13 protein-coding genes, 1 pseudogene and 1 riboswitch are annotated in these 15,458 nt (G+C 39.8%); of the genes and pseudogenes, 10 read left to right on the top strand and 4 right to left on the bottom strand.

Annotated features, from left to right (window positions below):
• The first annotated feature begins 332 nt into the window (after window positions 1-332).
• From CJ483_RS04335 to CJ483_RS04300, 9 genes are all read left to right on the top strand, one after another.
• A complete protein-coding gene (locus tag CJ483_RS04335; RefSeq protein WP_120032273.1) occupies window positions 333-539 on the top strand; it encodes a general stress protein B in 207 nt (68 codons plus the stop codon).
• Between the two features lie 754 nt (window positions 540-1,293).
• On the top strand, window positions 1,294-2,769 hold the full coding sequence (locus CJ483_RS04330; RefSeq protein ID WP_120032270.1) for an alanine/glycine:cation symporter family protein: 1,476 nt from the start codon (window positions 1,294-1,296) through the stop codon (window positions 2,767-2,769).
• 974 nt (window positions 2,770-3,743) lie between these two features.
• Entirely contained in the window at window positions 3,744-4,646 is a 903-nt protein-coding gene (rocF, locus tag CJ483_RS04325; RefSeq protein WP_120032268.1) for an arginase, read from the top strand.
• Window positions 4,647-4,848: 202 nt separating this feature from the next.
• Entirely contained in the window at window positions 4,849-6,288 is a 1,440-nt protein-coding gene (locus CJ483_RS04320; RefSeq protein ID WP_120032266.1) for an amino acid permease, read from the top strand.
• Window positions 6,289-7,039: 751 nt separating this feature from the next.
• Complete coding sequence (locus CJ483_RS04315) at window positions 7,040-7,495, top strand: SRPBCC family protein (protein WP_120032264.1); 456 nt, start codon at window positions 7,040-7,042, stop codon at window positions 7,493-7,495.
• A 61-nt stretch (window positions 7,496-7,556) separates the two neighbouring features.
• Window positions 7,557-7,641, top strand: a riboswitch (cyclic di-GMP riboswitch).
• A gap of 57 nt (window positions 7,642-7,698) precedes the next feature.
• A complete protein-coding gene (locus CJ483_RS04310; protein WP_120032262.1) occupies window positions 7,699-8,001 on the top strand; it encodes a hypothetical protein in 303 nt (100 codons plus the stop codon).
• A gap of 149 nt (window positions 8,002-8,150) precedes the next feature.
• Window positions 8,151-8,321: a hypothetical protein gene (locus tag CJ483_RS24370; RefSeq protein ID WP_182916963.1), complete on the top strand. Its 171-nt coding sequence runs from the start codon at window positions 8,151-8,153 to the stop codon at window positions 8,319-8,321.
• A gap of 341 nt (window positions 8,322-8,662) precedes the next feature.
• Window positions 8,663-10,021 (top strand): IS1182 family transposase, encoded by a 1,359-nt coding sequence (locus CJ483_RS04305; RefSeq protein ID WP_120032260.1) that lies wholly within the window; start codon window positions 8,663-8,665, stop codon window positions 10,019-10,021.
• Between the two features lie 339 nt (window positions 10,022-10,360).
• Window positions 10,361-10,969: a hypothetical protein gene (locus CJ483_RS04300; RefSeq protein ID WP_120032258.1), complete on the top strand. Its 609-nt coding sequence runs from the start codon at window positions 10,361-10,363 to the stop codon at window positions 10,967-10,969.
• Window positions 10,970-11,260: 291 nt separating this feature from the next.
• Here the strand turns inward: CJ483_RS04300 and CJ483_RS04290 are convergent.
• The 3 genes from CJ483_RS04290 to CJ483_RS04280 all read right to left on the bottom strand — a co-directional run bounded on the left by CJ483_RS04290 (window position 11,261) and on the right by CJ483_RS04280 (window position 13,653).
• Window positions 11,261-12,411, bottom strand: a protein-coding gene (locus CJ483_RS04290) for an IS3 family transposase (RefSeq protein ID WP_120032254.1) whose coding sequence is annotated in 2 segments (ribosomal slippage) — window positions 11,261-12,138 and window positions 12,138-12,411 — 1,152 coding nt in all. Because the reading frame shifts where the segments join, the coding sequence is not laid out codon by codon here.
• A gap of 115 nt (window positions 12,412-12,526) precedes the next feature.
• Window positions 12,527-13,012, bottom strand: coding sequence for a hypothetical protein (locus CJ483_RS04285; RefSeq protein ID WP_120032252.1), 486 nt, complete (start codon window positions 13,010-13,012; stop codon window positions 12,527-12,529).
• A 458-nt stretch (window positions 13,013-13,470) separates the two neighbouring features.
• Complete coding sequence (locus CJ483_RS04280) at window positions 13,471-13,653, bottom strand: hypothetical protein (protein WP_120032251.1); 183 nt, start codon at window positions 13,651-13,653, stop codon at window positions 13,471-13,473.
• Window positions 13,654-13,910: 257 nt separating this feature from the next.
• On the opposite strand from CJ483_RS04280, the gene CJ483_RS04275 reads away from it, so the two are divergent.
• Window positions 13,911-14,315, top strand: a complete 405-nt coding sequence (locus tag CJ483_RS04275; protein ID WP_120032249.1) for a hypothetical protein — start codon at window positions 13,911-13,913, stop codon at window positions 14,313-14,315.
• A gap of 227 nt (window positions 14,316-14,542) precedes the next feature.
• Here the strand turns inward: CJ483_RS04275 and CJ483_RS25675 are convergent.
• A pseudogene (locus CJ483_RS25675) lies at window positions 14,543-15,180 on the bottom strand (LysE family translocator).
• Between the last annotated feature and the right edge of the window lie 278 nt (window positions 15,181-15,458).

Below are 15,458 nucleotides of genomic sequence, written 5' to 3'. Positions count from 1 at the left end.
AATAACTCCAGTTTATCTGCCTTATGTGAACGGCAGATGAACAGAAAATTACATTTTTAGAATATAGGGATAGCGTCTTTAGCGTTCAGCTATAAAGTCTGCAAAAGTAAAAAAGTCGCAATGCAAGCACTTGAAAATTCAATGAATCTTTCTTTGTTAGCTCATTTTCATAAAGGGAACAGAGCACAATATCTCCCTTGAAAATTTCGATGCTATGGTCGATACGATCAATCGCCCCAATGATTACTTGAAGTAGATAAATGTTAGTTTGAAATATCAAGAAAAGGGAATGATGGAGACATATAAAGAAAAGTTCACAAGGAGGGATTTTTATGACTAACAATCATGGGAATAACGATAAAGTACCTTCTCAAGAAAAGGCTCAAAGCAGCGGGGCAGCTTCGGCTGGGGAGCTTGCTGAAGGCGTTTATCAGGAGCTTGGAAAAAATGAAGAAGTGGGTGATAAACAGAACAACTCCCGCAGCAATATGAGCAATGAAGAATACGGGAACAAAAATGGAGAAGCACCAACAGAGTAATCTGATGAGAGGGATCCCCGCTTTTTGAAAAAACGATTGGATAAGGCATTATCAGCGTACGTTTCACATTTCAGAAACTCGCGATAATGCTTTTTGAATGTATTTCAGTGAGCAATAGAGGGAAAGAGACTGCTTTGTTAATTTACACAAAATTGTAACCAATGATAAAAGATTTGTTGACCAAATAATAGGTAGCCACTTATAATCAAATTAGTTATTAGCCAATTTAGAAATTTTAGAAAATAATAAAGAAGTTAATTGTAACCAATCTGTGGGTTTATCATGAATAAGAGAGGCGAGGCCGAGAGAGTTGCTGACACGCTCACATAAGGCTAATAGCCTATAGAGTAAATAACGGTTCACTTAGCAATGACTAGAAATTAAAATAATTACAAGCTCATAGTTATTTAGTGAAGTAGGGGGCTATATTGACGACGGGGAAAATCTGTCAATATGGCCTCCTTTTTATTGGATAAAAGTAAGTCTTTGTATCTATATGAGTTATGCCTAAGCCCTTCCTATCTGCAAATTTCTAGTTCTATTTGATAGAGGAGGCTTAGCGAAAGGGCCATGAAGAGCAGAATGATCCCTGCTGAAAGAAGCAGCAACGGATGAAAAACTCCTTTTATTATGAAAGAGTCATTGGTAGCAAAGGGACGGTATATAACTGAGTGAAATGAAAGCGTTTTCCTGTAAATTTTCTATATCATTCAGTTTATATAGACTTACACCACAAAATATATGGGGGATTTGTTTGGAGAACTTTGTAAATTGGTTTAATGGATTATTATGGAGTACACCTGTTGTTTATGCGTTACTCGGAGTGGGGTTGTTTTTCTCGATTTCAACACGCTTTGTGCAGGTAAGACAGATTAAGGAAATGATAAGACTTATGTTCCAGGGGAAAAAATCTGAAGCCGGGGTATCCTCATTCCAAGCTTTATCCATAGCGCTTTCGGGTCGGGTAGGAACCGGGAATATTGCCGGTGTGGCAACAGCTATTTTTTTCGGGGGGCCAGGTGCTGTTTTTTGGATGTGGGCCATCGCGTTCATTGGAGCTTCCAGCGCATATATTGAATCCACATTGGCACAAATCTACAAAGTAAAGCAAGATGGGCAATATCGCGGCGGTCCAGCTTATTATATTGAAAAGGGGATCGGATGGAAATGGTTTGCCGTTACTTTTGCTATTGCGATGTTTATTGCTCTTGCCATTCTTATGCCAGGGGTTCAGTCAAATTCAATTGCGACAGGAATTGATACGGCATTTGGGATTGATAAAAATATAACCGGGATTATTATTGGCCTTTTGTTAGCTGTTATTATATTTGGGGGAGTCAAGAGAATTGCGACTGCCGCCACCATTATCGTTCCATTTATGGCTTTAGGATATATCATTTTAGCACTCATCATTATAGCTATGAATATTACAGAGGTTCCAGCAGTTATTGCTCTTATTTTTAGAAGCGCTTTTGCCATGGATTCTGTTTTTGGCGGAATGATTGGAATGGCAATTTTGTGGGGAGTAAAACGCGGACTTTATTCAAATGAAGCAGGACAGGGAACAGGGGCGCATCCAGCGGCAGCTGCCGAGGTGTCACATCCGGCACAACAGGGATTGGTTCAGACATTTTCTGTATATATTGATACATTGTTTGTGTGCTCAGCAACTGCCTTTATGATTCTGTTTACTGGAATGTACAATATTGAAGCTGAGAATGGTACCCGTCTCGTTGACAATATACCAAAAGTTGAGGTAGGCCCTGGGTATACTCAGGCTGCTATTGACAGCGTGTTTCCTGGGTTTGGTGCAGGATTTGTCGCTATCGCTTTGTTCTTCTTCGCTTTCACAACAATTATGGCTTATTATTATATAGCTGAAACAAACATTGCCTACTTAATGCGTGGCAAAGATAACAAGTGGGCGATGCTAGTGCTAAAATTTGTGGTAATCGCAGCATCATTCTACGGAGCTGCGAACGAAGCAACTTTGGCTTGGGCAATGGGAGACACCGGCTTAGGGATTACTGTATGGCTGAATATGATTGCTATTATTATACTTGCTAAACCAGCGCTAGTTACTTTGAAAGACTATGAAAGACAGAGAAAGCAAGGGATTGCAGATCCGATATTTGACCCTGTATCGCTGGGAATTAAAAATGCTGATTACTGGGAGAAGGAATACAGAAGAGAAGGAGAGCCGACCTCGCCTAAGAGAAAAGTTGAATAACAGTTTGTTTAAGAAAAGGAAAAGCATCCTCTGCTTTTCCTTTTCTTTCTTTTATGCATCTATAATTCTGAGGGGTGTCCACAAGGGGCCCATTCAGCAAGACTTTCCCGTAAATAAAGAACTTATGCCAGTAGATAAAGTTGTTTCAATATTTAGGTGCCAGGCCCTCTGATTGTTCACTTTCCCAGAAGTGAAAATCTTCGGAAATATTAGCATGTAAATAAATCGATAGTTTGATCAGTGATCATCCGGCCAGCAATCTTTATATTTTTACGCAATTGGAAAAGTATTTATGTATCAGCTTTCTTTGCAAAGCACAGGGAGAAGCCAGAAGGAAAATCACCATGGAATATCCATTTTTATAAGAGGGAGTTTTTAGGATAACGGTTTAATTTTCGTTTAGCTGTTTTAGAAAGAAGGGAATAACTAAAATTTTTTCTATGAGTAATAATTTTTTTTTGACAACTTCAATCGTTGATAAAATTATTCGACTATTTATGACAATTATTCATAGGGTTTCGTTCCTTTATTTGGTAAAAAATCTTTTCTTATTTGTATGAATTTTATTTTTTGAAAAAACATTTTTTGAATTTGTATTTCACTTTATTGTTATATGCATGCTAATTGGACAGCAGATTTATAGCGAAAGGATAAGAGGAGGCTTTTTGGGGGAAACAGTGCTCAATAGAGTTAGAAATCCTGATTGAAAGAGGGATGGTATCTTTTTTTAAAAAAAATATAGAGATTTTCATCCTGCTTTCTTCAGTGATTTTTTCCTCTTTTTTCAAATCCTTTGTAGTTTAATGAATCGAGATGTTAGATATATTTAACTATAAAAATAATATTTAAAAATAATAATAGCTGTAATTTCTAAAAACATTTCAATCGTATAAATATTAAGAAAAATGTCGAGTTGAGTCATTTATTTTTTTCCTTTACACTAGGTGAGAAAATTTGAACAGGGAGAATGAAGTATGAGAAAAGAAATTTCAATCATCGGTGTTCCTATGGATCTCGGCCAAACGAGAAGAGGCGTAGATATGGGGCCAAGTGCTATCCGTTATGCCGGGTTAAGCGAAAGACTTGAAAATCTTGGCTATATGGTCCACGACGAAGGAGACATAAAGGTCGAGATTAAAGAAAAAACGAAAGCTGATACAGATCATAACTTAAAAAATTTAAGCGCTGTCGCAGAGGGAAATGAGGCACTGAGACAAAAAATAGATGAGGTAATTGGCATGGACCGGTTTCCGTTGGTTTTAGGGGGAGACCACAGTATTGCTATTGGAACATTGGCAGGTGTAGCGAAGCGCCCTGAAAATTTGGGGGTGATTTGGTATGACGCCCACGGCGATTTAAATACCGCAGAAACTTCTCCATCAGGAAACATTCACGGAATGTCTTTGGCGGTAAGTCTGGGACTGGGACATCCTTCCCTAACGAATATTGGCGGTTTTTCTCCAAAGGTAAAGCCTGAAAACGTGGTTATTATCGGAGCTCGCTCTTTAGATCCGGGAGAAAGAGAACTGATCAAGGAAACAGGCATTAAAGTGTTTACAATGCATGAAATCGACCGTTTAGGCATGACTGCCGTGATGGAAGAAACGATCGCTTATTTAAAAGAACGCACGGATGGCGTGCACTTATCGCTTGATTTGGACGGGCTTGATCCAGAGGATGCACCTGGAGTGGGGACACCTGTAGCTGGAGGGATTAGTTACCGCGAAAGCCATTTAGCCATGGAAATGTTATCAGAGGCTAACATAGTAACTTCGGCAGAGTTTGTAGAAATCAACCCAATCCTGGATGAGCACAACAAAACGGCTGCAGCGGCTGTTGCATTGATAAGTTCCTTATTGGGAGATACATTGCTGTAATTTAAATAAAGCAGCTTAACAACCAAGAAAGCCATGAGCTTCTATAAAGCTAGTCAATCTTTTATGTAGCAAGAATCATAGATTTTTCTGCGGGCAGTTTATCAAAAAAGATAAAGGGCCCGCAAAATCGTAATAATCAATGGAATAACTCCTATACAAAAACGAAATCGTTTTCAAAATAACAAGCTAAAGGAGAGTTTGAATGAAGTCAGGAGAAAATCAAACACATGAATTAAAAAGAAGCATGAAAGCAAGGCACTTATTTATGATTTCTCTGGGAGGATGTATTGGTACAGGGTTTTTCCTTGGATCAGGTTATACTATTCATGAAGCTGGACCGACCGGTGCGATTCTCTCTTATCTAGTGGGCGGGTTCATCATGTATTTAACCATGCTTTGCCTCGGGGAATTGTCTGTTGCCATGCCGGTCTCAGGTTCATTTCAAACCTATACTACGAGATTTATTGGCCCCGCGACTGGTTTCTCTATTGGATGGCTTTACTGGTTTGGCTGGGCAGTGACTGTTGCGTTAGAATTTTTGTCGGCAGGCCAGCTCATGTTGAGATGGTTCCCTGATTCACCAGTTTGGATGTGGTGTGCTATATTCGCTGCTCTTCTCTTTTTATTGAATGCCCTGTCAACAAGAGCGTTTGCTGAAGCAGAATTTTTGTTCTCAAGTATTAAAGTGATAGCCATTATTGTGTTTCTCATAGTTGGCGGAGCTGCCATGTTTGGTTTAATTGATATGAAAGGTGGAGAAGAGGCACCATTTCTTTCGCGCTTTTATGCCGAGGGGCTTTTCCCTAATGGGATATCCGCCTTGCTAATAACAATGATTACCGTGAATTTCTCCTTCCAGGGTACCGAACTAATTGGGATCGCTGCCGGGGAAAGTGAAAATCCTGAGAAAACCATTCCTAAATCCATTCGACAAACAGTTTGGAGAACACTTTTCTTCTTCGTGCTATCTGTCTTTGTACTTGCAGGCATGATTCCTATGGAAAAGGCGGGAGTCATTGAAAGCCCATTCGTCGTTATATTTGACAGCATCGGGATTCCTTATGCAGCGGATATAATGAATTTCGTTATTCTTACCGCTCTTCTATCGGTTGCTAACTCTGGTCTTTATGCTGCGACACGCATGCTGTACTCTCTTTCCGGAGAGAAGATGGCAAGCCCAGCGTTAGGAAGGGTAAATAAGAGAGGGGTACCGATGAATGCCTTGCTCATCACACTTGCAATAGCCGGTTTATCTTTGCTTTCAAGTGTAGTAGCGGCAAAGACTGTATTTGTTTGGCTGCTTTCCCTTGCAGGCTTAGGAGCGCAAATTGGCTGGATCGCTATTACAGCTTCCCAGCTTGCATTCAGAAGAGCGTATATCCGCCAGGGCGGCAAAGTGGAAGACTTAAAGTTTAAAATTCCTCTTTATCCGGTACTGCCGATCATTGCTTTGACTGCCAACTGTATCGTCATGATTAGCTTGGCATTTGATCCTGCGCAGCGCATGGCGCTTTATTGCGGCGGAGCCTTCTTTATTGGTTGTTACGTGGTTTATCACTTCAAAATGAAGAAAAAACAAATTTTCAATACAAATGAACAAGAGGTACAGCTAACACTAGATAAGAAAATGATTCTTAAGTAAAAAGAAAAGAGCTTTGTTAGTAGGCCAGCTTGTTTATTTAAATGAAAAAGCTGTTCTATAAGACGGAAATCCGGCTTATGGAACAGCTTTTTATTTTATTAACTAATGATCATTGAAGCAGGGGCTGGTGCTCCCAGAAAAGCAGTTAAAGAGAGGGCTCTTTCAACTGCTTTTTTGCCTCTATTTAGCAGCTTATTGTTGTAAAGTAGTTATTCTGTTTTCTTCCATCCTCTTTATTCGCAGATTCAAAATTAGTTTGCAAAATAAGTACATGGGGACAACGATCAGGTAAGACTAACAATAAGCCAGGTTATCCTTTATATAAGGATGAAATGGAGAAATGTACCATATTTAATGATCAACGAAATTTATCAAGAATAGGCAAAGGGGATAGATCAAGAATTACTTTGTGCAACTTTATTGAATGGTACAGGAATGTCTTTTCGGGAGTTTAATTCTATTGATTGGCGACATGCTGGCGTCTAAACTAAAAGAGATTGAAACTCATGTCGCTTTTGTTTGGGGATGAACGTTTGTTTATATTGCAGCATGTCAGTAGCTTAAAGACAGTATTCCATTTCGATTTAGTCTTTTATGACCGGGAAAAGTGGACAGCTGAGAATTGACTAATGTGGCTTTGGAGATACGAGGTTTCACATTGTTAGGCCATAGGGAGAAAACCTTTCTGCCATGACCATAGGCCACTGTCAAAAGGGGTAACCATAAGCCAGGCCTCAAAAGGAGAAGGAAAATGCCTGTTATTATACATGAACAATTTATTCAAGCACCGATTGAAGTATGTTTTGATCTGGCGAGGAATGTAAAGGTACATACACAAACGACACACCAGACAAACGAAAAAGCGGTTGGGGGCGTAACCGAAGGAATGTTGGAGGAAGGAGATATTGTTACTTGGGAAGCCGTTCACTTTGGTATTAAGCAAAGGCTGACATCCCAGGTGACATTTATGGAGAAGCCGAATAAATTCATAGATGAAATGGTACATGGAGCTTTTCACTCTTTTAAGCATATACATCAATTTGTTGAAAAAGCGGATGGCACATTAATGATAGATACGTTTCAATATAAGTCTCCACTTGGTATACTGGGCGTTATAGCTGATAAGTTATTTTTAGAAAAATACATGACTGCATTTATTATTTTACGTGCAAAGGAATTGAAAAAAATGGCTGAACGTGTTACCTAATATAAAGAGCAAGGGTTATGTTTTTCATCATCCCCTTGTTTATTGTATGATTAAATTGTTTCTGATGAAAAGGCAAACTTATTGAAAAATAAGGACGCAAAGCCACGGGTCTAAAGTTTACAGACAATGATAGCCGGGCTGCCAAATGAGAAAGACTTCCTCATTTGGGTGATTACGCAAATAAAAGGTAGGGACCGAAATTGATGGAAGAAAATGAAGAATTAAGAAAAAGCATTCAACGATTTTATGATTTACTAAAAAAACATCCGGATAACACCGATGCCGCTCACGATTTTGTCGCTTATTTGTGGTCTTTCTTAAAGATTCGATCTAAAGTGCCATTGCCGGCTGCTGAAATTATGACGCTGCTAAAAAATTATAAGCCGAATGTATTTGACGCATTAAAGAAGATGGCTGAAAAGAATTTGATGCTAAATATTTTAACGGAGTTGCCTGCAAATAATGAATCGGCAGAGGAAAGATTAGACGAATTTTTAAATGTTTAACTCATTTCTTATTTTTTCCCGATGGAGGATTAAACAGCTTGCTTGGTGGGTAAATAAGTTACAGAAGGTGGCTGCCTTCGAGGATTAATTTGTACTCGATTAGACTGCTAGTAGAAATGAACAACATGGGTAAGATAGGAGGATTGTCAATGGATAAAAACGAAGTCATCAAAATGTTGCAAAATGCAAAGGATTTGTATGAGAACAAACAGATTGAAATAGCCTTAAAGAAGGACAACATTAATAAAGAGTCCTACATTAAAGGAGTGGTTGAAGGGCTTTCCATTGCCATTGCAACAATAGAGCAACAAGAAGGATAAATAGGCATATGCTTCCTCTCATATAAACAATAAAAGCTTTGCTCTTAGTGAGCAAGGCTCAGACTGTAGACAAACTCAATGAAATTCTAGAGTTTGTCTACAGTCCTTTTTATTTTGCTTGTGAATAGGAGCTGTTGATTTCCATTCCAGGCGCTTCGCTTTCCGCGGGGCGGGCGGTGAGCCTCCTCGCCGCGAAAGCGCCTGCGGGGTCTCACCTGTCCCGCTGATCCCGCAGGAGTCTTTGCGCCATCCATTTCAATCAACAGGGGTTACAAAGTTAGAGTAGCCGTACAACCATACCTGTTTTAAAATAAATAGATCAAACGCTTGAGGTGAGAAAGATGCTTTCGAAAAACAATCCAATCCAACGGAATCAAATAGAAATGATCGCTCTAGACCAGCTTGTACCAGAGAATCACCTGGTCCGTAAAATGGAGGCAGCGATGGATTTCTCTTTTATTTATGACTTGGTGGAAGGATTGTATGCGGAAGTGGGCCGCCCAAGCATTGATCCAATTATTTTAATTAAACTAACATTTATCCAATATGCCTTTGGCATTCGATCCATGCGCAAGACGATCGAGGAAGTGGAAACGAATATGGCCTACCGCTGGTTTCTCGGTTATGGATTCCATGATAAAGTGCCGCATTTCTCTACCTTCGGTAAGAACTACGAGCGTCGCTTCAAAGATACCGACCTGTTTGAACAGATCTTCTATCGTATCTTAAAAATAGCTGCCGAGAAAAAGCTCATTAGTGCGGAGCACGTTTTTGTGGATTCCACTCATGTAAAAGCTAGCGCGAATAAGCGTAAATTTGAAAAGAAAATGGTTCGCAAAGAAACACGCGCGTATCAGGAACGCCTCCAAGAAGAGATTAATCAGGACCGAGAGGATCATGGAAAAAAGCCGTTCCCGCCAGATAAGTTCGATAAAGAAGAAACGAAAGAAATCAAGGAAAGTACAACCGATCCGGACAGTGGCTACTACGTTAAAGACGAACGAACCAAACAATTTGCCTATTCCTTTCACGCGGCCGCAGACCGTAAGGGATTCGTAATTGGCACAATGGTCACACCAGGCAACACACATGACAGCCAGATCTTAGAGCCGTTAATGGAGAAAGTGATAGAAAAGGTAGGAAAACCTAAAGCTGTTGGTGCAGATGGAGCTTACAAAACACCTGCCATTGCCAGTTATTTAATGGAAAACGGCATGACACCTGCCTTGCCTTATACACGGCCGCGCACAAAAGAGGGCTTCTTCAGAAAGCATGACTATGTGTACGATGAACATTTTGACTGTTACCTTTGTCCGGCAGGGGAAGTATTGAATTACTCAACGACGAATAAGGAAGGCTATCGTGAATACAGATCACCCAAACAGGTTTGTACCTCCTGCCCTTTTTTAGCTAAATGCACGGAAAGCAGAGATCATCAAAAAGTGGTGACACGCCATATTTGGCAGAAATATATGGAAGAGGCCGACCATCTTCGCCACCACGAAGAAGTTAAAGCGATTTATGCGGAGCGAAAAGAAACGATTGAGCGTGTATTCGCAGATGCAAAAGAAAAGCATGGCATGCGTTGGACAACGTTAAGGGGACTTAAAAAATTGTCGATGCAAGCGATGCTTACTTTCGCTGCCATGAATCTCAAGAAAATGGCCAGCTGGACTTGGCGAGAACCAGAAATGGCTTAAATGATGACCTCGGAGAGGTCTATCTTTCTCTCGAATGGCTTTAAAACTACCGAAAAATCAAAAGGGGTTCGGAATAAGACTATTCCGAACCCCTTTTGTCGACAAACTGAGCTTTGCTCTTAGTGAGCAAGGCTTTTTCTCATGATAAAGTTAGCGGAAAAGGAATCGGTTCATATAAGAGTGGGGAGTAGTAGAATGCATGTGTTAAAAAAGTAAATGATCTCTCTATTTAATGACTTCCAAAGGAATCATTGGTATTAATAAGAGTCGGTTGCAAAGTCCATAATATCATTGTGTTTCAAAAGCAGCACATAGTCGCCAGCCCAGGAGGTAGTACATTTGATTCTTACGCTATTAATCGTCGGCTTGGTTATTCTTGCTGTTATTCATTTTGTTTCTACAGAAAAAAAGGGACGAGCAGATAACAGGACGGATGACTTGGTGATGGAAAATGTGCCGAATTTAACAAAGGGGGACTTTATAATGGCTAAAAAAACATCTGAAGAGGTAACTGAACAAGTAGCTGAAAGAGTAGCGGAAAGAAAATTTGAAGAAGAGATTGGAGAAGAATTGGCGCCTTTAAGAAGCCAATTAGATTCTATGGCCACTGCCTTGAACCAACTCCAAAGTTCTCAACAACAATTAGGTTCTATCGACCAGCCTGCTACTATGCAAAACGAGCAAGCATCCCAATTGCTCCAACAGATGCAGCAATTTAGAAGACAAGCTCAAAGTCAGCAACAAGAGACGTTCCAGCAGCTTCAGCAAACAGTTCAACAAGCTGCACAAATGCTAGGGAGCGTGGGACAAACGTTGCAATCGTTTAGCATTCTAAACCAAATGACTCAACAAATTGATCAGTCTCAGCAACAATTGAAGCAATTGAGTTCTCAACAATACCAGCAAAATCAACAGAACCAACAGATGAATTCATCTCTTCAGCGCTGATTTTTAAAGTGCCCCATTTTTATGAAGGTAGGAATGGTCCCGCTGCTTTTAGCAAGCGGGACTGTTATTTTGTGAATAAAAACCTTTTGTCCATGAACCAGCATGAAAAATGGACCGACCCTTTCATAATAAGTGGAAGAGAGGGGGTAGATTCTTTGCTCATGCTTATCAAGAAGCCAAGCAAAACCAGTCATTTTACCTGCATATGTACAAGGCGTTATATCAACGCTATAAAAAGCCCCAGCTGTGAAGGGACTGACCCCTATTTTTGAGACAGGGGTCAAAACACCTTTAAGCAGCCAGCTGCCGATACTTGACCGGTGGCTGGTTGTTTAGTTTCGCTTGAATACGGATATGGTTATAATAGTGAATATAGTTTTCGACAGTTTGCACTACGATGGCCGTCGTAGTGCTTCTCAACTCGTCGAGATAGAACGTTTCAGACTTTAGCGAGGAATGAAACGATTCGATGGAGGCATTATCAGAGGGTGTCCCTTTCCGGGACATACTTATGGTAATGCCTTTTCCTTTGACTGCCTGTTGATAAGCATAAGATGTGTAAACAGATCCTTGGTCACTGTGCAAGATACACCCTTTGGGGAGAGGGGGCAGCTGGGTCAGCGTATGCAGCACGAAATCTGTGTTTTGGCAGCTTCCTATAGAATAGGCAATGATTTCGCCGTTAAATAAATCCTGGATACTTGAAAGATACAGCTGTTTCTGGCCAAAAGGCAAGTATGTAATATCTGTGACGAGCTTTTGAAGAGGCTGATTTGCCTGGAAATCTCCTTTTAACAGATTATCGGAAATATGACAGGGCTGTCCTGTTCGTTTGCGTTTCTTCACCTTTACCCGGCATTGCCAGCCATACTTTTGCATCACACGCTGTACCGCTTTATGGTTAATAGACATCTCTCGTTTTAATAAGGCTGTGATTTTACGATAACCGTATCGAAACTTATGATCCCGGCACAACGTGCCGATTTTTCGTTCAACGATCTGCCTGGCTGTTTCTTCCCGGCTCCTGCTCTTCCAGCGATAATAAGTGGATCTAGCAATGCCAAGATGCCGGCATATCTCCCTGACGGGCATGCTGGTTTTGAGTTCTTTCACTAATTCTACAGCTGTTTCTGGGACCACTTCCTCTCCAATTCTTTGTACTTTTTTAGTACTTCAATCTGTTGTTTCAGATACCGATTTTCTGCCTTCAACTTCTCTGCTTCACTTTCATGCTCAGTCCCTTTTCCAAAGGAATACTGCTTGCCTACTGGCTGTTCAAATCGATGAAACTCTCCTGCTTTATACCATTTCATCCATGTTTTAAGTTGTGTCTTATTTCGAATGTTTAATTCCTTCAAGACTTCTTTAACCGGCACCCCAGACAATCTCATTTTTACAGCCTTCATTTTTACTTCCGCTGGATAACTGACTCTTGTACCCATAGAAAAACACCTCCAAGTTACTTTCGAGTATTCCATACCCGTTTTCAACTTAAAGGTGTTTTTTTATTTGTCTCACTTTATGGGGTCAGTCCCGAATGCTCGGGGCTTTATGATATTAAGGACGAATGTTTGTCACTGTGTGATCTGAATGGAGAGTGAAAGCTTGAGTGAAGCTGCCATTTACCGCTGAATTGATCGCTCCATCATCCATGGGAATGGATACATAAATACGGTAATTTCCTGGAGAAAGGGCAGAGAGATCTACATTTGTGCTGCTGGCTAACTCATAAAGATCAAATTTTGGTCCTGCACGATGCACCCAGGTATTAAGGGAACCTTGTTTAACGATCATGCCATCACTTTTTTTAATTGCAAAAGTGGGAGTATGCTTAACTGTAAAGTCAGCCATCTTGGGTGAATTCCCTCCGACAAAAAGAGTTGTACGGAAAGTGTTCTTGGCAAGGGAGGAATAAGAAGTCATCACACCGACATTCTCTCTGACCTCTGCCTTCGCAGCAATAGATGAATTTGAATAATTGATTACAGTGACACCGCTTAATATAAGTATAAAAGCAAAAAGAACTTTTCTGATTTGATCCATGGTTCCCCTCCTGTAAATATAATTATCCTATCAGGTTCACTATACCCCTCTTAAATATCGATTAAAACGAAATCAGGGAAATATAATTATTTTTAATCGATGAAAATGAAAAGAAATAACCGCTATTTTTTAGGCGCAATCGTTAAAAATCCGTGGAGGAAACTTTGTTAGTAAGGAGGGTGATTCGATACATTTTTATATTTTATTGCTTGTTTTTTCAGAAATCTTCCTTATAAGCGATATTGATTACAGGCACCCATTCTTCTTGAGAGGAAGACGCGTCAGCGCTGTTCTTGGAGTAGAGGAAACCTGTTTTAAAAAGAAGAATCAGAAGCAGTTTATAGTTTCATAAAAAGCAGGATGGTTCTCTATGAGGATTTATGTACTATTACTGAGCAGTATGGGAAAGGCTTGGTTAAGTACCCTCTGCTAGAAAGCAGGGGTACTATCTATGGCTTTTATCGCTGTTGATTGATCCACCAGTCGATGTGATCCAAATCAAACATGAGAATACTGCCAAATGGCCTAAGGTGAGGCAGTTCTCTTTTTAAGATGAGATCATTAATTTTATCTTCAGTTATTGGAAAATTCACTGAAGACAAATAAGCGATTAAGTTTTCGATGCCATAAACTTTTCTCATTTCATCACCTCCCACCGGGTCTTCCTTGTTTGAATAAAAAAGAAAACTCAGTGCCAGGTATTAGAATGAAAAAACTTAGTCATTTTATACCCGTTTCTCTTTAATTTACACATTGGCAAAAGAATGGTATACGATACTCTGCGCGTGTTCTCGCACAAATAATGGATTTGTTGCTGGAACAGATTTTTATCTATTCTTTTAATGTACTTCTATTGAAGTCTTTAATTAGACTACATATGAAACGTAAGAGAAATGTGATGGGAAGAAAAGCTATTGTGCTGTGTTTGCTTTTTTATAATAGTAGCAGCTTGTTCAGGCACCCATTTATGAATTTTACTGGTGAAACTATCACTTGGCGAGTGAATTATAAAGTAAACGTGCTTGATACAGACAGCAAATCAACCAGTCTTACTATACAATACATGGGTGAAAAGCCCGTTCCAGAAGAAATAACCTACGCAGTTGAAAGTTTACATGGAAAATTAGAGGGAGAAGATTCTCTTTGTAAAGGTCTGTTAAAAGTAACTGGGCATTTTGTGGAGAATGTGCGGTCATACAAGACAGTGAAAAATAACTGCTGCGATACCTGGGAATGGGAAAACAGAAAGGTTTATTTCAAAGAATCACTCACTTCTTTTTTATTTAAACAGCGGCAAGAATAAGGAGCTGGCAGCTTTTATGACGAAGGGTCCAAGCTTTTCTTAATGAATCCTGTCTGAACATACCTGCAGCGCCCCGAAACGAGAAAAGGTTTAGGCTATGCTACATGGGAACAGTAAGATAAGTAATTGATTGAAGGAGAAAAACTATTATCTTTCATTTGCTGAATGAAAGGGAAGGAAAAACTGGGATGTTCCCAGCTTTACCAACAATATAACTGGAGGCATTCTTAGGTTTTGGAGGGGCTAGCAAAGGCGGAGAATACCCCTAGAACAATATATAAATAACCAGTTATCCGATTTTGTAACTTGGAGCTCACTTTACTCCCCAGAATCCGTTTTCTCATACTTTCTGCAAGAATTGCATACAGACCATCACTAATAAAAGCGAGGAGAATAAAGATAATCCCTAAAAGTAAAAATTGTGCTGTCACTGATCCAGCAGAGGGTGATATGAATTGTGGAAAGAAGGCTAAAAAAAAGAGTGCTGTCTTAGGATTCATTACTTCTACGAGAGCTGATTCATAAAAAATCTTTACTAGTTTTTTGCGAGGGGTTTTGGAATGTCTGAAGTTGTTTTATCAGGTGTAGAAAATAAAGTCTTACACCCCAGGTAGATAAGATAAGCGGCGCCTAAGTATTTAACGATATTAAAGGCTGTTGCTGATGTCATAAGAATGGCAGAAACTCCAATTGCTCCTGCTAAAACGTGAATAGAACCACCAAGAGACACACCAACAACTGATACCAAGCCCGCTTTCTTTCCTTGATCTATACTTCTTCCCATAATATAGAGTACAGCTGGTCCAGGTAGTATTAATAATGTAGCAGCAGCGATGACAAATAGCCAAATAGTTGAAAACTCCATAAAATGCAACTCCTTATTGTATTTTGTGTAGGATTTAATTAAACATCTCCTTGGTTAGCTTAACTTCTTCGTAAACATAAACGGTTACACAATTTCACGTTGGCACCTGAAAATAAAAGGTGATAAACCCCATTTTTACTTTTAGGAGTGCCCACAGCAAACCACAAATGAACAGTGGTAAGAATACTTTTATGTTGAAATCCCAATCTTTTAGTAAGATAAATAAACAATTGAGATTTCATTATTTAAAAACTACGCCCCTCTTGTTGAATAAGAGC

Origin of the sequence: Bacillus sp. PK3_68, from assembly GCF_003600835.1 — a bacterium.
Taxonomy (GTDB): Bacteria; Bacillota; Bacilli; order Bacillales; family Domibacillaceae; genus Pseudobacillus.
The sequence above is the reverse complement of the archived record's forward strand: the minus strand, read 5'-3'. Positions and strand labels throughout refer to the sequence as shown.